Raw genomic sequence first — 22,228 nt, forward strand, 5'->3', positions numbered from 1 at the left:
TGGAGGCGATGGACTGGTTCACGGCGCCCGGGTACTGGCTCGCCCGGCTGGTCTTCCAGCGGGCCCTGGCCGGGGTCTACCTCGTGGCCTTCCTCGGGGCCGCCCTGCAGTTCCGGGCCCTGATCGGGGCGCACGGCATGACGCCCGTACCGCGCTACGTACGGTACGTGCCCTTCCGTCGTGCCCCGAGCCTCTTCCAACTGCGCTACTCCGACCGGCTCTTCGCCGGCTGCGCCTGGGGCGGCGCGGCGCTGGCCGCGGCCCTGGCGGCCGGGGCCGGCGACGAGGTGCCCCTGGCCGCGGCCATGGCGATGTGGGCCGTGCTGTGGCTGCTCTACCTCTCGATCGTGAACGTGGGGCAGACCTGGTACTCCTTCGGCTGGGAGTCGCTGCTGCTGGAGGTGGGCTTCCTCGCCGTCTTCCTCGGCAACGCGCGGGTCGGTCCGCCCGTGCTGGTGCTGTGGCTGCTGCGCTGGGTGCTCTTCCGGGTGGAATTCGGGGCCGGGCTGATCAAGATGCGCGGGGACCCCTGCTGGCGCGAGCTGACCTGCCTGTACTTCCACCACGAGACGCAGCCGATGGCCGGGCCGCTGAGCTGGTTCTTCCACCGGCTGCCGAAACCGCTGCACCGGGTGGAGTGCGCGGCCAACCACGTGACCCAACTGATCGTCCCGGTGCTGCTGTTCACCCCGCAGCCGGTGGCCTCGTACGCCGCCGGGATCATCATCGCGACGCAGCTGTGGCTGGTGCTCTCGGGCAATTTCGCCTGGCTGAACTGGATCACGATCACCCTGGCCGTCTCGGCCGTCGACTTCACCGGCCTGGTGGGCGCGCCCCCGGCCGCCGCCGCGCGCACGGGTCCCGTGTGGTTCGTGGCCCTGGTGTGCGCGGTCACCGTGCTCGTCCTGTTCCTCAGCCGGCACCCGGTGCTCAACATGGTCTCGCGCCGCCAGGTGATGAACCGCTCCTTCGACGCGCTGCACCTGGTCAACACCTACGGGGCCTTCGGCTCGGTCGGCCGGGTCCGGATGGAGGTGGCGGTGGAGGGCACCGCGGACCGGGTACCGCGCGCGGACGGGGACTGGCGCGAGTACGGCTTCAAGGGCAAGCCGGGCGAACCGAAGCGGCTTCCACGCCAGTTCGCCCCCTACCACCTGCGGCTGGACTGGTTGATGTGGTTCGCCGCCCTCTCCCCCGACTACGCGCGGGACTGGTTCGGGCCGTTCGTGGAGCGGCTGCTCGCGGGCGACCGGGACACGCTGCGGCTGCTGCGCGCCAACCCGTTCCCGGACGCCCCGCCCGTCCATGTCCGCGCCCTGCTGTACCGCTACCGGTTCACCACCTGGCGGGAGCGGCGCGAGACGGGGGCCTGGTGGCACCGGACGCTCGTGCGCGAGTACCTCCCTCCGACCCGCCTCGCGGACGCGCACCGCTCAGAGCCCGAGTAGGGCGGCCTCCCGCTCCGCGGAGATGCCCTTGGTCGGTACGTCGGCGCGCTGTGGGGCGGCCCCGCCGAGCGTGCGCAGCCAGGCCCAGGTGTCGGCCACGGTCTCCTCGACCGGCCGGCACGTCAGACCGGCCGCCAGGGCCTTGGCGACGTCCCCGCGGTGCATGTGGTCGTGGGCCTCGCCCTCGGGAACCCAGACGGGCATCTCGGTCCAGGGCTCCACCCCGGCCTCCAGGAGCCGTTCCGGGTCGGTCCAGCGCAGTTCGGCGCCGCCCCCGGTGGTGGCGACGCAGGCGTCGAGGAGCCCGCCCATCGTGGCGTGTCCGGACGGGGCGACCACGTTGTACGCGCCCGCGCGCCCCGCCTCGGCGGCGTCCAGGGTCCAGCGGGCGAGGTCGCGTACGTCGACGTACTGGATCGGGAGTTCGCGCGGTCCGGGAGCGAGCACGGGGCCGCCGCGAGCGGTGCGGTTCAGCCACCAGGGCAGCCGGCCGACGTTCTCGTACGGGCCGAGGATCAGCCCGGCGCGTGCGAGCAGGGCACGGTCCCCGAAGGCGTCGAGGGCGGCGAGTTCACCGCCCCGCTTGTCCTCGGCGTAGGCGGTCGACCCGGCGTCCGGCGAGCCCTCGACCAGGGGGCCGTCCTCGGCGAGGCCGGCCGGGGCGGGGTAGGCGTACACCGAGCGGCTGGAGACGTACGCGTACCGCGCGGCCCGGTCGCGCAGCAGGCGGGCGCTGTCGCGTACGGCCGTGGGGGCGCCGCCCCAGGTGTCGACGACCAGGTCCCACTCCCCCGTACCGAGGGCGGCCGACCCACCGGGGGCGGTGCGGTCCCCGTGGAGGGCGGAGGTGCCCGGTGGGGGCGCGTGGTGTCCGCGGTGGAAGACGGTCACCTCCCAGCCCCGGGCCAGGGCGTCCTCGGTGATCGCGCGTCCGACGAATTCGGTACCACCCAGCATCAGCAGCTTCATGCCCGCCAGCCTGCAGGGGCGAGCGGGGCGGCGGAAGAAGTGATCGCCGTGAGCGATGACGCTCAGGGCGTAGCCGGACGGGGAACCTCACCGGAGCCGGCGCGGTGGCCCGTCATCCGGGCAGGGCAGCGCCCCCGGTGCTCGTGGGCACGAGGGGGCGCTGGGCACCGCTGTACGGACTAGTCGATTCCGGGAAGGATGTGCGCCTCCGCCAGGTCGTCCTCGTACCCGGCCAGCCGGATCGGGGCGGATCGGGCCCAGACCTCGAGGCTTCCGAGTTCGTCGGTCCGGGGCTTCGCCCGCGTTCCCGTCCGCTCCATCGCCGTCGGTTCGGTCTTCGTCTTCTCAGTCACCGCGCACTCCTTCGTGTCGCGCAACCCGGCAAGCGGACCGCGCGCCGGGCAAGGGATTGAAAGGTTTCCGGACGCGGTGGCGCCTTGGTGGAGCGCGGCCCGGATGGGGGCCGTCTTGATGCCCCAGAGTACACATATGAGCGGACCTCCGCTCGATAGGAAGGCAAAATCCGCTGCGCCCTCTTACTTTCGCCCCTGGTTCAGCAAGTCGTGGTCCTACGGGTACGGGAGAGGTGATCTGCTCGACCCCGGACGCGCGGGGCGTGACGGAGGGGGTCGGCGGTGGTGAGGTCCGAAATACCCGAGGCTCAAGTCCCTTATGTGACAAGCGTTTTGGAGCTGATGGAGCTGTTGCGCGCCGACCCCGACGACCGGGGCCTGCGCACCGCGGCCCTGCTGCGCCGCTCACACCCCTTCGACAAGGAACTGCAGATCGCGGGCTTGGTGCACCGCCTGGCCAGTTTGCTCCGTCTGAGTGACGGAGCGGTTACGGTCGGAGTGGCGGCGGAGTCGATCCGTCCGTTGCTGGGTGAGCGGGTGGCCCGGCTGGTACGGCTACAGGCGCCGCACCGGAGGACCGACGAGCCCGCCGGGCACCGCGCCGGCGGGGACGCCGACGCGGTGGCCACCCTGCGTCAGGCCCGGGACGCGGCCGCCGCGGCCGGCCTGGACGCGGGCGTACTGGAGGACTGGCAGCCGCTGCTGGAACTGGTCGCGGCCGGGGCCGCCTGCCGGGCCGGGTCCCCCGGGAACGCACTCGACCCCCTCGGTTCGTCGAGGGGGTCGAGCGGGCCGTACTAGGGAGCGCCGGGGCCGAGGACCGTCCCGGGCTCCCCGGTGGCTACCAGTTCGCCGGGGCGTAGTCCTTGAGGAAGACGCCGAACAGGTCCTCGCCGGCCTCACCGCGGACGATCGGGTCGTAGACGCGGGCCGCGCCGTCGACCAGGTCCAGCGGGGCGTGGAAGCCCTCCTCGGCGAGGCGCAGCTTGTCGAAGTGCGGACGCTCGTCGGTGATCCAGCCCGTGTCGACCGAGGTCATCAGGATGCGGTCGGTCTGGAACATCTCCTGGCCGCTGGTCCGCGTCACCATGTTCATCGCGGCCTTGGCGGCGTTGGTGTTCGGGTGCCCCGCGCCCTTGTAGCCGCGGCTGAAGACGCCCTCCATCGCGGAGACGTTGACGATGTACGCCCGGCCGGTGGCGGCCTTGCGGGCCGCCTCCGCCATGGCCGGTCGGAGTGCGCTGATCAGGATGAACGGCGACGTGTAGTTGCACAGCTGGGTCTCGAGGAGCTCCACCGGGGAGATCTGGTCGATGGTCTGCACCCAGGTGTTGCTGTCGACGACGTCCGGCAGCAGGCCGCCCGCGTCGATGGCGGTGCCGGCGAGGTGCCGCTCCAGGCTGGCGTTGCCCGCGACGAGCGCGAGGTCGGCGACCTTCTGCGCCTCGAGCCCGCTCACGCCGACGGGCAGCGCCGCCAGGCCGTCGACGGCGCCGGAGTTGAAGGCGCCGATGACGTGGTGGGCGGGGAGCTCACCGGCGGGGAGCGGGGCGCCCTCGCCCTCGACCAGTGCCGCGTAGGCGCTGGGCAGGCGGCGCACGGTCTGCGTCGCGTTGTTGATCAGGATGTCGAGCGGACCGGCCGCGGCCACCTGCTCGGCGAGGGCCACGGACTGGGCCGGGTCGCGCAGGTCGATGCCGACGACCTCCAGGCGGTGCATCCAGTCCGCGGAGTCCTCCATCGCCTTGAAGCGGCGGATGGCGTCCTTGGGGAAGCGCGTGGTGATCGTGGTGTGGGCGCCGTCGCGCAGCAGCCGCAGCGCGATGTACATGCCGATCTTGGCCCGGCCGCCGGTGAGCAGCGCGCGCTTGCCGGTCAGGTCGGCGCGGGCCTCCCGCCGGGTCCGGTTCTCGACGGCGCAGGACGGGCAGAGCTGGTGGTAGAAGTAGTCGACCTCGACGTAGCGCGTCTTGCAGACGTAGCAGGAGCGCGGGCGCTGGAGTATCCCGGCGATCCGGCCGGCCTCCGTGACCGAGGAGGGCAGGATGCCTTCGGTCTCGTCGTCGATGCGCTCGGCGGAGCCGGTCGCGGTGGCCTCGGTGACGGCCTTGTCGTTGGCGGTCTTGGCGGCGCGACGCTCCTGGCGGCGGCGCTGCTTGACCGTCCGGTAGAGGCCGGCGGTGGCACGGCGTACGGTGATCGCGTCGGGGTGGTCGACGTCGAGCTTGTCCAGCTCGTCGAGCACGCTGAGGCAGAGGGCCAGCCGGTCGGGGTCGATACCGGGCCCGAAGGCGTGCCCGTACTCGTGGCCGTAGTCCTGGCTGTCTTCGGTCACCGTCATCGCCGCTGCCGTTCCTTGATCACTCGTCCGCATCCGCCTGCTGCGGAAGTCCTCAAAAGGGCAACTGTACGGATGCCACACGCCCGGAGACAAACCTGCTCCCGTCCACCTCACGCATCGCGAGCGGATCGTCACCGTGCGCGGCCGATCGGTGACGCCGGGGCACGACGGGAGTCGCTTTCCGCTGCCTGAATGGCCACGCTGCGTACTCCCGTACTACGTCGGGAGTATGACTGATCACCACCTGTGGACGGAGGAATAGCGCAGGTGGGTCGGGCATTGTGGAGCTTATGAGTGCACTGGCGCTGTCGGTCCTGCTCTGCCTCGTGTCCGCCGTGGCGTACGCGGGTGGCGCGATCGTCCAGGAACGGGTCGCGGCGACCACGCCGGACCGCCCGTACGCCCCGCTGCGCCGGGGTGGCTGGTGGGTGGCGGTGGGGCTGAACGGCCTCGGTGCGCTGCTGCACGTGGTGGCCCTGGCGTACGGGCCGCTGAGCCTGGTCCAGCCGTTGGGCGCCCTGACCATCGTCTTCGCCCTGCCGATGGCCGCCCTGTTCGTACGGCGCCGGGCGGGAGCGGCCGCCTGGCGCGGGGCGGTGCTGGCCACGGTCGGGCTGGCCGGGCTGCTGGCGCTGACCGGCGGGAGCGGACGGGCGGAGCAGGCGCTGGCGCAGGACGAGCGGCGCGTGTTGCTGATCGTGACCGGGGCGGTGGTGCTGGCACTGTTCCTGGTGGCGCACCGGATGCACCGGGCGGTGCTGCACAGTGTGCTGCTGGCCGCGGCCGCCGGGACGGCCTTCGGCATGGCTTCCGTGTTCACCAAGTCGGTGGCCGAGGTCTTCGGGCCGGGTGCGCCTGCGGGTCTGTGGCCCGACCTCGTGGCGATCGCGGTCCTCGCGGCGATCGGGCTGCTGCTGTCGCAGGCGGCCTACCGGGGGGCCGGGCTGACCGCGCCGCTGGCCACGGTGACGGTGATCAACCCGGTGGTGGCGGCGACGGTCGGCATCACGCTGTTCGACGAGGGCTTCCGGTTCGGGGCCGCGGGCGCGACGGCGGCGGTGGCCAGCGCGACGCTCGCCGCGGCCGGCCTGATCCTGCTCACCGTCGTGCCCTCGCACGTGCGCGGGTCAGATGCGGACCCCGTGGCCTCGGAGGTACTTGAGCGGGTCGATGTCGGAGCCGTATCCGGGTCCCGTGCGCATCTCGAAGTGCAGGTGCGGTCCGGTGGTGTTGCCGGTCGACCCGGAACGGCCGATGCGCTGTCCTCCGGAGACCTGCTGACCGGCCTTGACGCCGAGGGCGGAGAGGTGGGCGTACTGGGAGTACCGGCCGTCGGTGTGCCGGATGACGACCTGGTAGCCGTAGGCCCCGGCCCAGCCGGCGGAGACGACCGCGCCGGGTCCCACCGACTTGACGGTGGTGCCGGTCGCCACCGGGAAGTCGACGCCCGTGTGGTAGCCGCTGGACCAGGAGGATCCCGAGACGCGGTACGCGGTGCCGAGGGCCGCGTCGACGGGGGCGGAGAAGCCGCCCGCCGCCGGCTTCTGCTGCGCTGAGGCGGGCTCGGGTGCGGGCTTCTCGGCGGGCTTCTCGACCGGCTTGGGTGCGGGCTTCTCCACCGGATCGGGTGCCGGCTTCTCGGCGGCAGGTTCCACGGGTGTCACCGGGTCGGCGGTCCGCGGCGGCTTCTCGGGGTCCTGCCTGGGCGGCGGCGGTAAGGCCGGCCCCGTGGTGATCCGCAGCGTGAGCCGCTGACCCGGGAAGATCAGGTTCGGGTCGGCGCCGATGGTGGTGCGGTTGGTCTCGTACAGCGCCTGCCAGCCGCCTTCGACGTGCTGGTCGGTGGCGATCGCCGAGAGCGAGTCGCCGGGTGCGACGACGTACGGGTTCGGCAGGACGGTGGTTCCCGTCGGAACCGGTCCGCCGCCCTGCTGCGGGGCCGTCCGCGCCGCGGGCACCACGGGCGCCACCGGGGACCGTCCCTGCGTCTGCGGGGTGACGGCGGGCGCCGGGCCGCTGCGCGAGAGTCCGGCCCGCTTACCGCATTCGGGCCAGGCTCCGGGCCCTTGGCCCTTCAGGACCTTCTCCGCCACCGCGATCTGTTGGTCCTTGGTGGCCAGGTCGGCGCGCGGGGCGTAGGCGGTGCCGCCGAAGGCGCGCCAGGTGCTCTGGCTGAACTGGAGGCCGCCGTAGTAACCGTTGCCGGTGTTGATGCGCCAGTTGTTCGTCGACTCGCAGGACGCGACCTTGTTCCAGGTGTCCACGGAGGCCGCGTGGGCGACTCCGGCCCCGATGAGCGGGAGCGCGATCCCGGCACCGCCGGCGGTGACGGCCAGTGAGGCGCGGTTGATGCTGCTCGGCTGATACCGGCGGTGCCGGCCCCGTACACCCATGGGAGCCCCCATCGAAGACATCAGGAACCGCACAACTTAACGTCACGACCAGAGCGTGACAAGAGGCGCAACGGGGCGCATGCCAAGGGAACTTGACTGTATCTCCGTGAGTAAAAGATCCGCCGGTGCCGGCGCGGGGGTAGCTTCGGTGCTCCCCGTCCACCGAAGGCACACCGAAGCAAGCAGGAGCGCACCGATGAGCACCAGCACAGCCCAGATCGGCGTCACCGGACTCGCTGTCATGGGCAGCAACCTCGCCCGCAACTTCGCCCGCAACGGATTCACCGTGGCCGTCCACAACCGGACGGCGGCCAGGATCACCGCGCTGGTCGAGGAGTTCGGGCACGAGGGCACCTTCGTGGCGGCCGGGTCGGCGAAGGAGTTCGTCGACGCGCTGGAGCGCCCCCGGCGCATCGTCGTCATGGTCAAGGCCGGGGAGCCGACCGATGCCGTGATCCGCGAGTTCGCCCCGCTCCTGGAGGAGGGCGACGTCATCATCGACGGCGGCAACGCCCACTTCGAGGACACCCGGCGGCGCGAGCGTGAACTGCGCGAGCAGGGGCTGCACTTCGTGGGTGTGGGCATCTCCGGCGGCGAGGAGGGCGCGCTGCTCGGCCCGAGCATCATGCCGGGCGGCTCGACGCAGTCGTACGCCTCTCTCGGGCCGCTGCTGGAGAAGATCTCCGCGAAGGCCGCCGACGGCACGCCCTGCACCTCGCACGTGGGGCCCGACGGCGCCGGACACTTCGTCAAGATGGTGCACAACGGCATCGAGTACGCCGACATGCAGCTCATCGCCGAGGCGTACCACCTGCTGCGCCAGGTCGCGGGCTACTCCCCCGCGAAGATCGCGGAGACCTTCCGGGCGTGGAACCGGGGGCGCCTGGACTCGTACCTGATCGAGATCACGGCGGAGGTGCTCGCGCACACGGACGCCGCGACCGGGCGCCCGTACGTCGACGTCGTGGCCGACGCCGCCGAGCAGAAGGGCACCGGGCGCTGGACGGTGCAGATCGCCCTCGACCTCGGGGTACCGGTGTCGGGGATCGCCGAGGCGGTCTTCGCCCGCGCGGTCTCCGGCCACGCGGACCTGCGGACGGCGGCGCGCGGGCTCGCGGGCCCGGCGGCCACCGCGCTCGCGCCGGAGGCGGCGGAGGCCTTCGCCGCCCAGGTGGAGCAGGCGCTGTACGCGTCGAAGATCGTCTCGTACACCCAGGGCTTCCACCAGATCCGGGCCGGCAGCGAGGAGTACGGCTGGAACGTGGACCTGGGCGCCGTGGCCTCGCTGTGGCGCGGCGGCTGCATCATCCGGGCCGCGTTCCTGGACCGGATCCGGGCGGCGTACGACTCCCGACCGGAGCTGCCGAGCCTGCTGGCGGACGCGCACTTCGCCGAGGAGATCGCGGCCGCCCAGGACGGATGGCGCTCCGTCCTGGTGGAGGCGGTGCGCCAGGGCATCCCGGTGCCCGCCTTCGCGGCCTCACTGGCCTACTACGACGCCCTGCGCACGGAGCGCCTGCCCGCGGCCCTCACCCAGGGGCAGCGGGACTTCTTCGGGGCGCACACCTACCGGCGGACGGACCGCGAAGGCTCGTTCCACACCCTCTGGAGCGGCGACCGCTCCGAGGTCCGCACGTCGTAGATCCGGTCGTCAACTCAGGGGCCCGGGCTGCGGGATCGGCGCGGGCCCCGGCGGCGGCGGAATCGGGTCCGGCTCGGGCACGGGGCCGGGCACGGGCGGTACGGGCCGCGGCATGGGCTCGGGGTCGGGGAAGGGGTCGGGCCCCGGTACGGGCGGCTGCGTCTCTTCTGCATCTCGCTTCGACACCATATGGGCCACCTTCCCTCGATTGCGGCTGGTATGCCAGCGCGACGCCCGCTATGGCATGGAACGCATCGACAGGCCCGCGGCCAGGCCCGGAGCGGGGCTGGACAGCACCGGGATCGGGCTCGTGGCCAGGCCCGCGGCCTCGGCCATGGAGGCCTGGGCCAGCACGACGACGTCCGCGCCGGTGACGGAATCGGCCGCCGCGGCGATGCGGGCGAGGTAGCCGGTCGTGTCCCCGGCCTCGAAGCGCTCCCAGGCCCCGGAGACCAGGTGCGTACGGATCGACACGGGCCGCTCACCGGCCTCCTCGGCCAGCAGCTCCCCGGTCGGGGCGAGGGTGGACTCCAGGGCTGCCAGTACGGCGATCCGCGGCCCCGTCCGTACCGCGGCGGCGGCCATCGGCCGGTCCACCCGGAGCACCGGGACACCCAGCACGGGCGCCAGGGACTCCGCGGTCGCCCCGATGGTCGAGCAGGTGACCAGTACGGGCGTCGCTGCCCGCGCGAGCAGGCCCCGAAGGGCCGGAGTCACCGACTCCGGCCCTTCGACACGGGCCCGGTCCAGCAGCTCCGGGACCACCAGGTGCCGCAGGACGGCCCCCGGATGGTTCCGGTCACGCAGCGCGTCGAAGACCGGGACGTGCACGGGCGAGGTGTGCAGCAGGAGCAGATCGGTCACCGGAGGTCGCGGGCCGCGGCGAGCTGCGCCTTGGCGGCCGACACGACCTCGGCGGCCGGCTCGGGCGCCTCGTCGGGATGTTTGGCGGCCCAGCTCGCCGCGTAGGGGCAGAGCGGTACCACGGGTACTCCCTCGGCGGCGGCGATCCCGTAGAAGGTCCTCACCAGCCCGCCCGCGATACCCCGACCTTCGTGCTCCCGCTCGACGACGGTGTGCACCGCGACCAGGGCGTGAGGCGCTTCGGCGAGCACGAAGTACGCGATGTGGCCGACCACCGTCCCGTCCTCGACGGCGAGCAGCCGTCCGGCCGGGCGGTCGTCCCGGAACTCGATCGACATGATCCCCGACTCCTCTCAGAGAGCCACGGCGTGCGGGCCGCGCCGCTGGTCCGTACCCGGCACCGGGGCGGACGGGTCCGCACCCAGCTCGATGATCCGATTGTCCCCGTCCACGTGCACGACGCGGGGCTTCAGCACCCGGGCCTCGGCGTCCTCGACCTGCGCGTAGCTGATGAGGATGACCAGGTCCCCGGGGTGCACCAGATGCGCGGCGGCGCCGTTGATCCCGATGACCCCGGATCCGCGCTCGCCCTCGATGACGTAGGTCTCGAGGCGCGCACCGTTGGTGATGTCCACGATGTGGACGAGTTCCCCGGGCAGCAGATCGGCGGCGTCGAGCAGGTCGGCGTCGACGGTCACGGAGCCGACGTAGTGCAGGTCGGCCTGGGTGACGGTGGCCCGGTGGATCTTGGACTTGAACATTGTACGCATCATCGAGGTACCCCTGGATCTAGGCTCCCTGCCTGCGTTTTTGCAGGTCAAGGGCGGTTTCCTTACCCTACAACGAGTCGCATGTTCGGGCAGCATTCCCCAGGTTTTTCAGGACTCATGCTGACCAATTGCTGACTTTTCTGACGCATCGTCAGGACGGTTGCGCAGGCATCAGCCACTCCCCGCGCTCCCGTTCCGCTTCGACGACGCCAGCCTACGCAACGCCACCTCGGGCACCTCAAGGACCACCAAGATCGGCGGACGGCCGGAGCGTCCAGAGGTGCCCCCGCGCCGCGTCGACGGCGATCAGGCACCCGGCCGGCTCCCGCGCACCCGCCGGCGGGCACCGCAGGAGCGAGGGCCGTCAGCGAGCAGCGCGGCAAGGTAACAGTGAATCCCCGGTTAGCAAAACCGGGGATTTTCCAGACTCTTGTTGCTGTCCGTAGGAGTGGCGCTTGGCGGTGGCACTCCTACGGCTCCGTACCCGTAACCCGGAATATCCGGCGCGGGCGTGATCACCCACTGGTCATAACCAAAACAGTCCCGCCGAAGGAGCAGCCTTGCACAACGAGCAGCACGCACACCCGACTGAGTCTCGCTTCGAAAGCGACTCGCGGCACGGGCGACGCACTGTCGAGCCCGTCCTCATGTCCACTTTCGAAGTCGCGACCATGCTGAACATGTCCACGAGCTGGGTGTACCGGGAAGCCTCCAAGCTGGGTCTGAAGGGCTACAAGCTCGGTCGGGGCCGAAGCGCCAAGGTGCTCTACAAGCGGGCCGAGGTTTTCAAGTGGCTGGAACAGCAGAAGATCCACTGAGCTCTTTCCAACCTCATGTTGAGGCGTGGTGAAGTACGAGGATGGCCTTCACGATGTCGGTGATCCGGTTGGTGCTGCAGCGGAGTTTTCGGAGCAGGCGCCAGCCCTTCAGGACGGCCATGGCCTGCTCGCCGACGCATCGGATCTTGGCGTGAGTGGTGTTGTGCCGTCGCTTCCAACGCTTGAGGCGGCGGCCCCGGAAGGGGACTCGGATGTGCCGGCCGGCGCCTTGGTAGGCCTTGTCCGCCCAGCAGTTCAGTCCCACAGCGGCGAGTGCGTCGACGATCCCGTGGCCGCGGGCGGCCGTCAGGTCGTGGGTGGCTCCGGGTAGGGCCGGTGATGCCCAGAGCAGTCGGCCGAACGGGTCGGTGAGGACCTGGACGTTCATGCCGTGCCGCTTGTGTTTTCCCGAGTAGTAGGGGGTGTCGGCGGCGATCCGGTCGATCGGCAACAGCGTGCCGTCCAGGATCACGAACGCCTTCGTCCGGGCCGTCTCCATAGCCTCGGCGAGGGTCGGTGCGCGAGCGGCCAGGACTTCGATGGCCTCGCGTATGTACCGGTAGACGGTCGCGATGCCGATTCCGAACCCTGCGGCAAGCTTGGCGTAGGTGTCGCCGCACCGCAGGTGGGCCAGGGCGAGCAGGGCCTGACGGCCGACGGACAGTCGCCGCCACCGCGTACCGATCTCCCGTTGCCGAACTGCGAGCTGCTCGGTCAGATGCCGCAGAGTACTGCTGGACAGATCGATCGACGACGGGTAGACAAGCACACGAAGCTCCTGGCAGACACGGGTGATCTTGGTTGAGAACCCGTCTACCAGGAGCTTCGTCGTTGCGTACAGTCGTTGAACCCCAACGGCCCTGCACCGCTGTCAGGTTGGAAAAGGCTCGTTGACATGCCCGGGCGGAAGGTTCCAGTCTTTCGGGCATCCTTCCCGTCTGCCGTGAGCGGACTGGAGCCGATCGGCGTTGCTTCGGCTGCGGAGCGGCGGCCGACAGGCCTTCTGGATGTCAGTGCCGTAAGGGAGGCTGGACATGGGTGCGCCCTCCCTGATTCCTGCAGGGAGGGCGCAGCCACAGACCGACTACCACCCGTCAGTGCGGCAAGGCCCGAACGCGGCGGCGGTGTCTGGCCCCGGCCCAGTCCGGGGCATCGTCCCAGGTGGATTAGGCCTGTTCGGGCCCGGTGGTCAGAGGGCGCCGGTAAAGGCCGCCCAGGCCTCCGCGGAGAAGTCGAGCACGTCGTGCTGAGGGTCGCCTACGCGCTTGGAGTCGCGGATGCAGACCGCGTGGGACTGCGCCTGGGCTTCTACGCAGTTGCCGTTAGGGTCTCCGCTGTACGAGGACTTGAACCAGCCGTCGTTGGGGGTGGTGCTCATGTTGATCAGACCTCTTTTGCGAGTTGTTCTAGGAACTTGACTGTGTCATAGCGGGGCAGCGCTCCCTGGGTCAGAACCTCGAATCGCCGCTGGAACTGCTTGGCCTGGCGCTCCTTCGAGGAGACGCGTGTGGTGCCGTCGACCGTTGCACTGGCGACCGCGGGCTCCAAGCGTTGTGCCGGGTCAAAACTGAAGATCCCGAAGTCACCCCCGATGGCACGGTAGGTGGGAGCCCTTCTCGGGATGATCAGGATGATCACATTAGGCAGCTCGGTGAACTCGATGAGGGCCTGGAGCTGCCGACGCATAAGCCCGGAGCTGCCAACCATGTTGGTAAGCGCGGCCTCGTCCATGATGCAGGTGAGCTTCATCCCTTCTTCCGTGATCCGCCTCTGCCGTTTGATGCGGACATCGACGGCCTGTTCGATGAACGCGTCCGTCGTGTCGTGGGCCGCCTTCGCGGACAGGATCAGCTCGTGCGCGTACTCCTGGGTCTGGAGCAGGCCGTTGATGACGCCGTAGCACCACCACTCGGCGGCGTTCGCCCCTGACTCCATGGCGAGATAGAGGTTCATGCCGGAGGGGAGGTGGGCAACGCTGGTGGTCCACCAGTCCTCGCCTTTGGCCTGGCGGTGCCAGTCCATGAGCATCGCCCGGTCCGTCTTGTTCAGCCTGTAGGCGCCCAGGAGCGCGGCGAGCTGCTCTATGCGCCGGAAGCCGCTGGTTCCGCTCTCGACATTGTGCACGGTCGACGTCGCGCAGCCGGCGTCTTTCGCCGCCTGCGCGAGCGTCAGTCCGGCTTGTTCCCGCAAGCGCGCGAGTTCCTGTCCCAGCACGATCCTAAGGAACGTCTTGCCGACAGTCGCTGCCACGTTCTCACCCCCCGTTCGGTTCGCCGCCGCGTCGTGCCGGTTCGCCTCCGGGTCGCAGGGTGCGCCGTGGAGAGCTGCCGGCTTCCTTCGAACACTTTCCGGTGCGCGGCGAGTTGGCCTCGGTTCGCGTCTGTCATATACCACTTCGGGTTCAAGGTGCAATCACCCGTGGATGCAGATTGAAATTCAACTTGGATGCGAGGCAACGTAGATGACGGCTGCTCCGCGGCAGCCCCCCTTGGGTGCGGGGCCGGGCTGTGAGTTCTTGACTCCGCCGTAAGCCCGGCTTCGCACCGCCCCCGACGAGACGGAGAGGGCATCGATGGAAACGACCAGCAGGTTCCGGCCCACGCACCGCACCGGACACGAACGGTCCGAGGAGTCTCCGAGCGGGGGCCCGGGCCGCCAGCGCGAGCAGATCCTCGGGGAACTCCGCGAGGACTTCAACGCGGAGGCCACGGCCCGAGTCCGGCTCGGGGACGCCTCACGGCGCCTGGTGGCGTACGCGCTCGTTGCCCCCGGGGAGTCCCCGGTGGTGGCACTCGCTGCCGCGCGCCGGTTCGCCGAGCGGGAAGGCCACCAGGTAGTGCGCGAGCTCGCCGACGCGATGGGTCCCCTGGACCCGAGCCGGCGGCCGGGCTACCTGGAAGCGCGCCGCTTGGTACTGGCTGGGTACGCGGAGGGCTTGGTCGTACGGGCGATGGGTGACATCAGCGCCGAGACGGACGTGTACGAGCGGGAGATCCGCGACCTGGGCGAACGCTTCGCGCTGGTGTTGCTGGCCCGGCCGGAGACGCAGGCGTGAAGTTACGGGACTGGGCGGTCAAGGTGGCCGCCTGGATGGATGAGCAGGGGTGGGGATGGAGGCAGTGGGTGTTGCAGGCGCTGATGGTCTCGGTCACGGTGGCGGGCGTGGTCCCGGCAGTGGCATCGGCGGCGGGAAGGTGAACCTGCCTCGGCCGGACCTGGCCACGATCCCGGGTGGGTTCGGGGCGGGGCCGCCTGCGACCGATCGGCTGGGCAGGAGCAGGCCTGGGCTCCTGCCGCTGGTGACGGCACCGCGCCGGAGGTCGACGGGCTTCGTCCTGTTTCCCTGTCGGGAGGCCTGAGATGGCCCGGCAGCGGACGGCACGTCGGGTGCGGCCGAGGACCATCCAAGGGGTTCGGCTTCACACGGTCGAGGACTGGCAGGCGTTCAATCTGGAGCAGCCGGGTCGCGAGGTCAGCTCCACGGAGTTGGACATGTTTCGCCGGCGGGTGCCGCTCCAGGAGAAGATGCGGGTCCTGGACATCGGGTGTGGGAACGGGCGGTGGACCCGCGAGCTCGCCAAGCTCGGGCTTGAGGTGACCGGGTTCGACTGGGACTCCGCGGCCGTGGAACGTGCCAGCTCCTTACCCGCCCTGTGCCCGCGGCCGGACTACCAGGTGTGGGACGCGATGTCGCAGGATCCGCCGGATTGGATCGAGCCGGGCACCGTGGATCTCGTGACGTTCCGTTATTCGCTCGGAGCGATGAAGCCCGCGCTGGTCCTGCCGGTGGTCGGGACGATGCTGAAGGCCGGCGGACAGGTCTACATCCTGACTGACCTGGACCGCGTGAACGTCGACGACCGCACGCAGCTCACCCCAGGGCTGACCGAGGCGAAGATCCGTTCGCTGGGCAAGGGCTGGGGCCACATGGAGGTGTGGAGCTTCGGCCTGCGTACCGCAATCACGCTCGCCGGGTACGGCACATAGCTGCCGTCCCGGGCCCGGTGTCCCTCCACCCGGGCCCGGGACGGTCTTCCACTCCGGCAGCCCTCCTCCTCGCGCAGGCTGCCGGTCCCGCCACCCCGCTGTCACGGCGGGTGGCGTCGGCCCGGGGACCCGAGACCAGTCAGGACTGATCTCGGAGGGCCACAGGCCGGGCCGACCGTCCCCGGGAGACGGGCGGCCCGGTCGGCAGCGGGGTCCCGAGTTCCCCACCCCGGCGTGCAGGCCCCCGTACCGGGAGGGCCACCCGGCGTGGGCGCACGGTGCGTGCTTCCCACCTGACCGAGGAAGCGTGCACCGCCCCGGCCCGCCCCGCCTCCCCGAGTTCGAAGGGGCGGGCCGCACCCAGCACTATCCGTCAACGCCGAGCGGCGACCGCACCTGCCGGTCTCAAGGACGCACGAGCTCTGCCACACACCCGCCGGCGACCGCACCGATATCCCGCCAGCGGGCTGTCCCGCTCATCTGCTGCCCTCACGCAGTTTCCCGGCTTGCTCCCCGTCGCAGGCCGCACCCAGAACAGGGAGATCCACAGTGCCCCAGATCCTGTACCTGCTGAACATCTCGAACCCGGACAAGCTCGCCTCCGACTCCGGATGGATCTTCGCCGACCTGCTCGCTCCCGCGATGATCGACCAGGGGGCCGAGTTCGTAATGGCCGCACCGGCCCGCGTGAGCGACGGCCGGGCCCACTTCGAGCGCACGGCCGTGCCCGCGAATAAGTACAGGGCGCGCTTCGATCCCGGCATGGACGAGCTGGTGGCGCTCATCAAGCGCACCACCCCGGACATCGTGATCGCGAACCAGGTCGAGGCTGCCCCCGCGGTCCGCGCGGCCCTGCTGGAGGCGAAGTCGGACGCCCGGCTGGCCGGCTACTGCCACTACCTTCCCTTCTCGACGGAGCACGGCGGGCTGGTACGCGACCCGGCGCTGAACGACCGCCAGCTGGGCTGGCCGGTGTGGCTGTCCTTCGCCGCGGGCCTCGCCGCCTGCGACCGGATCCTGGTGCACTCCACCACGGCGGCCACCTGGGTCGATGACGCGGCCAGCCACGCGGGCGCCGACATCACCGACAGGATCCGCGTCGTCCCACCGCCCAGGGACGAGCGCCTGGTCCGCCACCCCGACGACCTCACCGCCCCCGCGCCGGACACGACGGTCACCGGGATCTACAACCACCGCCTCTACCAGCACTACGGCACCCCACGGTTCGTGACGCTCGCCGAGCAGCTCACCACGCAGACCAGAGCCCAGCTGCGGGTCATGGACCTCTTCGGCACCCGCAGCGCCGAGCGAGTAGCCCTGGACGACAGCCCGGAGCGGATGCGGACCAACCTCGCCGCCCTCCCCGGCGTCGAGATCCGCACCGATCGCGGCGACCGTGAGGCCTACCGGCGGATGCTGGAGGAGTGCCAGTTCGGCATCGCGCCGTTCCGCCCCGGCTGCCCGTGGGCGATGTCGGTGATCGACTGCCAGAGTATGGGTCTGCCGGTGATCGCGCCTCGGCTGGACTGGTTCACCGAGCACATCGCCGAGGACCTCCTGTTCACCACCGACGCCGAGGCCATCGCCCTCGTCGAACGCCTCACCTACGACGAGGCCTTCTATCTCGAACACGCCAAGAGGGCGATGACCTCAACGGCCGCCCTGCACCCGGCGATGGTCGCCGCCCGCTACCTGGAGGCCGTCGCATGATCACAGCCGACGCGATCATGCTCTCCTACGACGAGCCACTCGCCAACGACCTCCACGCCCGCGTCCAGCGGGTGCTGGACCGACCGGTGAAGCGATTGCACGGTGTACGGGGGATGCGCCGCGCCTACCAGCTGACCGCCGAACTGACCGACTGCGAGTGGTACTTCCTCGCCGACGGCGATTTCGCCATCAACGAGGACTTCAACCCCGAGAGGGTCGCCCCGCTCGCACCCGAGGCATCCATGAGGGTGTGGCAGGCACTCAACCCGCTCAACGGCCTCGTCTACGGCTACGGCGGCCTGAAGCTGATGCGCCGCTCGGCGCTGCTTGAACTCGGCCACGCTGTCGATGTCCTGGCCGCTCTCCCCGGACGCGTCGAATTCAGCAAGGACGTCGCCGGTATCACCCGTTGCAACCAGAGTCCTTACCACGCTTGGAAGGCCGCGTTCAGGGAATGCGCGATGCTCTCCCACGGCAGCGAGTACGGGATGAGCGAGCAGGGCACCAAGGACCGGCTCACCGCGTGGACGGCCTGCGGCCAGGGCGGCTTCGCCTCGTACGCACTGGCCGGCGCACACGAGGGAATCGCCTTCGCCGCCGAGCGCAGCGGCCTCGACTCCATCAACGACCCCGACTGGCTGCTGGACCGGTTCACCACCACCCACGGCCAGAACGTGGCAGCGACGCGGTGAAGGGGAAACTCGTCCTCGTCGAGCGCAACGCGCACCTGCCGAGCGGTCACCACCACGGTGCGCTGATCGCCCTCGCACGCGCCCACCAGCCGACCGTGGTCATCGCACCGTACGGAATCACCACCGAGACCCGCACCGCCCTGATCGACGCCCAGGCCCTCGTCGTCGACCACCCTCACGGTACGTCCGCCAGAATTCTGACCGCTGCGGCCCGGACCTCCGAGGCGGTAGCCCGGATCGCGCTGGCCCTGTTGCCGCCACAACGCTGGCCCCGGGCACTGCGCCGTTCGCCGCACCAGATCACGGCCCTGGCCCGCTGCCTGGCCGAAGCCGCAGCCCTCCGTACCGCCCGCCGCGTGGCCGGCGAATGCCCGGTCGCCGTCCTGTCTGCCGGGGAAGCGCTCCACGCGGTAGCCGGCCTGCTGGGCGGCCGGCACGCCCGCTGGGTCCACGAGATCAACACCACCGAGGACCTCCCGCTCCGCCTCCTCGGCGCCCTGGCCCGCCGCGGCGAAGGACGTATCACGCTCCTCGCGCCGACTGACACCGTCCGCGACGAACTGGCCGACCGGTTTCCCCGCCTGCGCTGTGTCACCCGCCCGTTCGCCGTCACCGACCGCGGGGAGAGGATCAGAGAGAGCGAGCGCATCGCGGCCCGGCAGTCGGCCGGGCTCAAGGCCGCCGACCGGGCCGTGTGCCTGGTCGGCGGATGGTGGCCTTCCAAGGACATCGCCACCATCGACGCCGCCCTGCACCACGTCACCCGGCCCCTGACCGTCCTCGTCATCGGCACCCCCCTCGACGAACCCATGCTCCGCCGGTGGCGCGATCTGCCCCACATCCGTCTCCGGGCCACCCACGCGGCGGCCACGCAGGCACAGATCCGGGCCGTTTACGCCGCCGCCGACGCTACAGTCCTGGCACGCCACCAAGGCGTCGGCAAGGAGTCTGGCCTACTCGCCGACGCCGTGCGCCTCGGCATCCCATTGATCGTCTCCGATCACGATGCCGCGCTCTCCGTGCGTCTGCGGGGACTGAACTGGGTTTGCATGTTCCCCGCAGGCGATGCCCCGGTCCTCGCCGACCACCTGGACCGCCTCACCAGTAACCCGCCAGGGCGGCCCAGCCCGAGGGCCGCACACCAGATCGGGATTCCGACCGCGACCGAGCAGGCGAGCTTCCTCCTGCGCCTCCAGCACTGATCCACCGCAACAAGGAGTACCGCCCATGCCTCCCATGCCCACCCTCGTGGCCCTGATCGGCCCCGTCGAACCCGAACTCCTGGAGACCTGGCTGGACCACTACCGCGGCCTGGGCATCGAGCGGTTCGCCCTCGGCTTCCACTACCCCGACCACGTCACCCAGGAGGTGAAGGACCTACTGGCCGAGGTCTGCCAACGGGCGGGCATCGCGCCGGCACTCGTCAGGGAAGGGCCCTGGCACGAACACACCAATCCGCGGCTGACCGCCGAACTCCGGACACTCGCGGGCCAGGGCTGGCACCTGATCGCGGACTCCGACGAGTTCCACTCCTACCCGGCCCCGCTCCCTGACGTCCTGAACGACGCGGTGTACCGGGGGACGCTGACGGTAGGCGGGCTGATGCTCGACCGCGTCAGCGCGAACGGCGCCCTGACCGGCTGGGACCCGATCGCCGGGCTGGACTCCAGCTACCCGCTGGGCTCCTTCCTCACCCACCGCCTCCTACAAGGCGACCCCCGCAAGGTCGTTCTGGCGCACTCCAGCATCGCCCTGTCATCCGGCAACCACCGCGCGCCCGGCCACCGGCCCGTCAACCGGCCACCGGTCCTGGTCCACCACTTCAAGTGGCGCTCCGGCATCCACGAAGACCTCACCCGCCGCTATCGGCACAGCCTCGACGGCAGCTGGCAGACCGACTCGCCGGCCATCCCCACTGAAGCCCGGCGGATCCTGGAGCACCTCGACGACCACGACGGCCGGATCAACGTTCACGACGAACAGCTGGGGTTCCGGCCCGTCTCCCTGACACGCACGCCCTCTTGGTGGGCCGCAGACGCCACCTCGATCGTCGAGACCTGGAAGCCGCCGGTCGCCGGTCACAGCCATCCGGGCTCGACGATCTCCTCGCCCTCGCCCTGAGGCGCCTCGAACCGCGCGAAGAAGTCGTCCAGCGCCTCCGCCGAGACGAACAGGGAGTTCGCGTCCTCGCGCCGGTTGCGTTCCTCGAGTCTTCTGAGAAGCTCCGCCCGTTCGACAGGGAAGTACAGCAGGCGCCACCGCCCGCCAGCCTCCTGTACCAGCTGCTTCATCTCGTCCCGGTGCTTGTGCGGCCACAGCCCGTGGTCCCACACCACATCCCGGCCCTCCGCCACAAGCCGCTTCAGCCGTCCCTGGAGCTCGGTGACGACGGGGCCCTCCTTCGCGAAGTACGTGTTCTCCGGGTAGTCGACGCCGTACCGGCCGTGGCGGTCATGCACGACCTCGTCCACCGACAGTCGCACCGCACCCGCAGGTTCGAGTACCCGCCGGGAGTAGGTCGTCTTCCCCGAGCCCGTCAACCCGACGAGCAGATACACCACCGGCACACCCTCGCGCCCCACCGTCACACCCTCCACCGACTGATCCTGCCGACGCCCAGCCTGCCACCGACAGCCCGCTGAGCGGGCCAGAAACCGAGGAGCCGTAGTGATCCCGAGCCACGGACCGCTGATCAGCGCCCTGCGCGCCTACATCCGGCACGCGCCTCCTGCGCTCAGCCACGCCCCGCTGATCCGCTACGTCGACCAGGAGCTGGCCCGTCACCCGCGGACCGCCCTCACCCGGACCCGTGACGGTGACCTGGTCGCCGTGGTCACGAACGACCTCATCCAGCGATACCTCTACCTCCACGGGGTGTGGGAGCCGAACCTCACCGCCTGGATCCGCCGCAGGCTCTCCCCCGGCGACACGTTCATCGACATCGGCGCCCACACCGGCTACTACACCCTCCTTGCCTCCCGCCAGGTAGGACCGTCCGGCCGCGTCGTCGCCATCGAGGCATCACCCGTCTTCCACACCAGCCTCACCGAGGCCATCCACCGCAACACCTGCCACAACGTCCGCACCGCCAACATCGCCGTCGCCGACGCCCCCCGCACCTTGACGCTCTACCTCCAGGACGCCGCCAACCTCGGCAACACCTCCGCGGTACGGCCCAAGACCACCCACTCGTCCTTCGAGGTCAAGGCCCTTCCCTTGCCGCAAATCCTGCGTCCGGAGGAACTCGCGGCAGCCCGGCTGATCAAGATCGACGTAGAGGGCACGGAGGCATCTCTGATGCAGGGCCTAGTTCCGGCCCTCGGCCAGCTGCGCGACGATGTCGAACTCGTCATCGAGGTCACGCCGCGCTCCTTGGCCAAGCAGGGACAGAGCGTTAACGACGTCGTGGGTCCACTGCGCGCGGCGGGGTTCCACGTCTACCGGATCGCCAACGACTACGACCCCGCCAGCTACCCCGGGGCAGTGCGACGGCCGGCCGCTCCCGTCCGCTGGGACGGACCGGTCAGCGACATGAGTGACCTGGTCTTCTCGCGCAAGGACTCCCACCAACTCGGTTCGGTTCGGGAAGCGAACCGAACCGCGTTCGGAGGTGCCTTGTGACCGCGCCCGTCCACGTTCGGTTCCCGACCCTGGGCGTCGAACCCCGCAGTCCGGACACTTCAGCCCTGCCCGGCCGCCGGCCACTGACCGGTACAGAAGCCGACGAGTTCACGCAGACCGCGGTGGACGTGCTGCGGCTGCTTGGTGACGGACACACCCTCGAGAAGGCCGCCCGGATCCTCAACATACGCCTGCCACAGGCGTCCTCCGCCTTGTCGATGATGCACGAACGAATCTTCGGCGCCCCCTTGGGCAAGGGCTACGCCAGGGTCCGCATCCAGTTCCTGCGGCTCCTGGCGTACGCCTACTCACGTGAGATCCTCACGGCTTCGCCGGTAGCGCCAGTGGTCCTCGGTGACTTGCCGGGGCAGATACTTCGCCTCGTCGTGAAAGGCCGCTCCTCCGAAGAGATCGAAGAGATCCTCGGGCGGGGTGAGGCGGAGGTACGAGCGGGAACAAGGCGCCTGCGAGTGGCGGCCGGCATGTCCCCCAACGAGTCCTGGAACAAGATCGTGGCTTGGGGTCATAGAACCGGCAATCTGACGTCAACCGCCAGTGGCCCCGCGGACCCTCCGCCCTCCGCGCCCCGCATCACGGTGGGCGAAGGAGTCCCACGGTGA

General features: G+C 70.5%; 23 protein-coding genes and 1 pseudogene. 13 read left to right on the forward strand and 11 right to left on the reverse strand.

Annotated elements, in window-relative coordinates; all coding sequences use genetic code 11:
* Positions 1–8 precede the first annotated feature (8 nt).
* Positions 9–1,448, forward strand: coding sequence for a lipase maturation factor family protein (locus ACGFYY_RS05170; protein WP_393707163.1), 1,440 nt, complete (start codon positions 9–11; stop codon positions 1,446–1,448).
* Here ACGFYY_RS05170 and ACGFYY_RS05175 read toward each other — a convergent pair.
* A complete protein-coding gene (locus ACGFYY_RS05175; protein WP_393707164.1) occupies positions 1,434–2,417 on the reverse strand; it encodes an NAD-dependent epimerase/dehydratase family protein in 984 nt (327 codons plus the stop codon). The genes ACGFYY_RS05170 and ACGFYY_RS05175 overlap by 15 nt on opposite strands.
* Before the next feature lie 179 nt (positions 2,418–2,596).
* Positions 2,597–2,770, reverse strand: a complete 174-nt coding sequence (locus tag ACGFYY_RS05180; protein ID WP_365266909.1) for a hypothetical protein — start codon at positions 2,768–2,770, stop codon at positions 2,597–2,599.
* Positions 2,771–3,091: 321 nt separating this feature from the next.
* On the opposite strand from ACGFYY_RS05180, the gene ACGFYY_RS05185 reads away from it, so the two are divergent.
* Entirely contained in the window at positions 3,092–3,571 is a 480-nt protein-coding gene (locus ACGFYY_RS05185) for a metal-dependent phosphohydrolase (protein WP_393707165.1), read from the forward strand.
* Positions 3,572–3,611: 40 nt separating this feature from the next.
* Here ACGFYY_RS05185 and ACGFYY_RS05190 read toward each other — a convergent pair whose 3' ends face one another.
* A complete protein-coding gene (locus ACGFYY_RS05190) occupies positions 3,612–5,111 on the reverse strand; it encodes an SDR family NAD(P)-dependent oxidoreductase (protein WP_365266897.1) in 1,500 nt (499 codons plus the stop codon).
* Between the two features lie 290 nt (positions 5,112–5,401).
* Here ACGFYY_RS05190 and ACGFYY_RS05195 point away from each other — a divergent pair.
* A pseudogene (locus ACGFYY_RS05195) lies at positions 5,402–6,133 on the forward strand (DMT family transporter); the annotation flags it as partial.
* Positions 6,134–6,238: 105 nt separating this feature from the next.
* On the opposite strand, the gene ACGFYY_RS05200 reads toward ACGFYY_RS05195, so the two are convergent.
* A complete protein-coding gene (locus tag ACGFYY_RS05200) occupies positions 6,239–7,504 on the reverse strand; it encodes a transglycosylase family protein (protein ID WP_393707166.1) in 1,266 nt (421 codons plus the stop codon).
* A gap of 196 nt (positions 7,505–7,700) precedes the next feature.
* Here ACGFYY_RS05200 and gndA point away from each other — a divergent pair, with 196 nt between their 5' ends.
* Complete coding sequence (gene gndA, locus ACGFYY_RS05205) at positions 7,701–9,146, forward strand: NADP-dependent phosphogluconate dehydrogenase (protein WP_393707167.1); 1,446 nt, start codon at positions 7,701–7,703, stop codon at positions 9,144–9,146.
* A gap of 237 nt (positions 9,147–9,383) precedes the next feature.
* Here the strand turns inward: gndA and ACGFYY_RS05210 are convergent, their stop codons facing one another.
* From ACGFYY_RS05210 to panD, 3 genes are read right to left on the reverse strand one after another with little or no spacing between them, the layout of a single operon-like run.
* On the reverse strand, positions 9,384–10,010 hold the full coding sequence (locus tag ACGFYY_RS05210; protein WP_393707168.1) for an aspartate/glutamate racemase family protein: 627 nt from the start codon (positions 10,008–10,010) through the stop codon (positions 9,384–9,386).
* The gene (locus tag ACGFYY_RS05215; protein WP_393707169.1) at positions 10,007–10,348 is read right to left on the reverse strand and encodes a GNAT family N-acetyltransferase; all 342 of its coding nucleotides are present in this window, start codon (positions 10,346–10,348) and stop codon (positions 10,007–10,009) included. The genes ACGFYY_RS05210 and ACGFYY_RS05215 overlap by 4 nt, the downstream gene beginning before the upstream one ends.
* A gap of 15 nt (positions 10,349–10,363) precedes the next feature.
* The gene (gene panD, locus ACGFYY_RS05220; RefSeq protein ID WP_393707170.1) at positions 10,364–10,783 is read right to left on the reverse strand and encodes an aspartate 1-decarboxylase; all 420 of its coding nucleotides are present in this window, start codon (positions 10,781–10,783) and stop codon (positions 10,364–10,366) included.
* A 644-nt stretch (positions 10,784–11,427) separates the two neighbouring features.
* Between panD and ACGFYY_RS05225 the strand changes: the two genes are divergently transcribed.
* The gene (locus ACGFYY_RS05225) at positions 11,428–11,598 is read left to right on the forward strand and encodes a helix-turn-helix domain-containing protein (protein ID WP_393707171.1); all 171 of its coding nucleotides are present in this window, start codon (positions 11,428–11,430) and stop codon (positions 11,596–11,598) included.
* Positions 11,599–11,611: 13 nt separating this feature from the next.
* Here ACGFYY_RS05225 and ACGFYY_RS05230 read toward each other — a convergent pair whose 3' ends face one another.
* The 3 genes from ACGFYY_RS05230 to ACGFYY_RS05240 all read right to left on the reverse strand — a co-directional run bounded on the left by ACGFYY_RS05230 (position 11,612) and on the right by ACGFYY_RS05240 (position 13,848).
* Positions 11,612–12,367 carry a transposase family protein gene (locus ACGFYY_RS05230; protein ID WP_393707172.1) on the reverse strand — a complete coding sequence of 252 codons (756 nt, stop codon included), beginning with the start codon at positions 12,365–12,367 and terminating at the stop codon, positions 11,612–11,614.
* 420 nt (positions 12,368–12,787) lie between these two features.
* Positions 12,788–12,976: a DUF397 domain-containing protein gene (locus tag ACGFYY_RS05235; protein WP_393707173.1), complete on the reverse strand. Its 189-nt coding sequence runs from the start codon at positions 12,974–12,976 to the stop codon at positions 12,788–12,790.
* Between the two features lie 5 nt (positions 12,977–12,981).
* Complete coding sequence (locus ACGFYY_RS05240; RefSeq protein ID WP_393707174.1) at positions 12,982–13,848, reverse strand: helix-turn-helix domain-containing protein; 867 nt, start codon at positions 13,846–13,848, stop codon at positions 12,982–12,984.
* 322 nt (positions 13,849–14,170) lie between these two features.
* Here ACGFYY_RS05240 and ACGFYY_RS05245 point away from each other — a divergent pair, with 322 nt between their 5' ends.
* From ACGFYY_RS05245 to ACGFYY_RS05270, 6 genes are all read left to right on the forward strand, one after another.
* Positions 14,171–14,653, forward strand: a complete 483-nt coding sequence (locus tag ACGFYY_RS05245) for a hypothetical protein (RefSeq protein ID WP_393707175.1) — start codon at positions 14,171–14,173, stop codon at positions 14,651–14,653.
* A 305-nt stretch (positions 14,654–14,958) separates the two neighbouring features.
* Positions 14,959–15,585, forward strand: a complete 627-nt coding sequence (locus ACGFYY_RS05250; RefSeq protein WP_393707176.1) for a class I SAM-dependent methyltransferase — start codon at positions 14,959–14,961, stop codon at positions 15,583–15,585.
* Positions 15,586–16,134: 549 nt separating this feature from the next.
* A complete protein-coding gene (locus ACGFYY_RS05255) occupies positions 16,135–17,295 on the forward strand; it encodes a glycosyltransferase (RefSeq protein WP_393707177.1) in 1,161 nt (386 codons plus the stop codon).
* The gene (locus ACGFYY_RS05260) at positions 17,292–17,987 is read left to right on the forward strand and encodes a hypothetical protein (RefSeq protein ID WP_393707178.1); all 696 of its coding nucleotides are present in this window, start codon (positions 17,292–17,294) and stop codon (positions 17,985–17,987) included. The genes ACGFYY_RS05255 and ACGFYY_RS05260 overlap by 4 nt, the downstream gene beginning before the upstream one ends.
* The gene (locus tag ACGFYY_RS05265; protein WP_393707179.1) at positions 17,984–19,189 is read left to right on the forward strand and encodes a hypothetical protein; all 1,206 of its coding nucleotides are present in this window, start codon (positions 17,984–17,986) and stop codon (positions 19,187–19,189) included. Before ACGFYY_RS05260 ends, ACGFYY_RS05265 begins: the two co-directional genes overlap by 4 nt.
* A gap of 25 nt (positions 19,190–19,214) precedes the next feature.
* Positions 19,215–20,108: a hypothetical protein gene (locus ACGFYY_RS05270; RefSeq protein WP_393707180.1), complete on the forward strand. Its 894-nt coding sequence runs from the start codon at positions 19,215–19,217 to the stop codon at positions 20,106–20,108.
* On the opposite strand, the gene ACGFYY_RS05275 is transcribed toward ACGFYY_RS05270, so the two are convergent.
* The gene (locus tag ACGFYY_RS05275; RefSeq protein WP_393707181.1) at positions 20,066–20,584 is read right to left on the reverse strand and encodes an ATP-binding protein; all 519 of its coding nucleotides are present in this window, start codon (positions 20,582–20,584) and stop codon (positions 20,066–20,068) included. The two genes, ACGFYY_RS05270 and ACGFYY_RS05275, sit on opposite strands and share 43 nt — an antisense overlap.
* A gap of 70 nt (positions 20,585–20,654) precedes the next feature.
* Between ACGFYY_RS05275 and ACGFYY_RS05280 the strand changes: the two genes are divergently transcribed.
* Positions 20,655–21,608, forward strand: coding sequence for an FkbM family methyltransferase (locus ACGFYY_RS05280; RefSeq protein WP_393707182.1), 954 nt, complete (start codon positions 20,655–20,657; stop codon positions 21,606–21,608).
* Complete coding sequence (locus ACGFYY_RS05285) at positions 21,605–22,228, forward strand: hypothetical protein (protein ID WP_393707183.1); 624 nt, start codon at positions 21,605–21,607, stop codon at positions 22,226–22,228. Before ACGFYY_RS05280 ends, ACGFYY_RS05285 begins: the two co-directional genes overlap by 4 nt.

The sequence above is a fragment of the Streptomyces sp. NPDC048331 genome (genome assembly GCF_043201215.1).
Classification (GTDB): Bacteria; Actinomycetota; Actinomycetes; order Streptomycetales; family Streptomycetaceae; genus Streptomyces.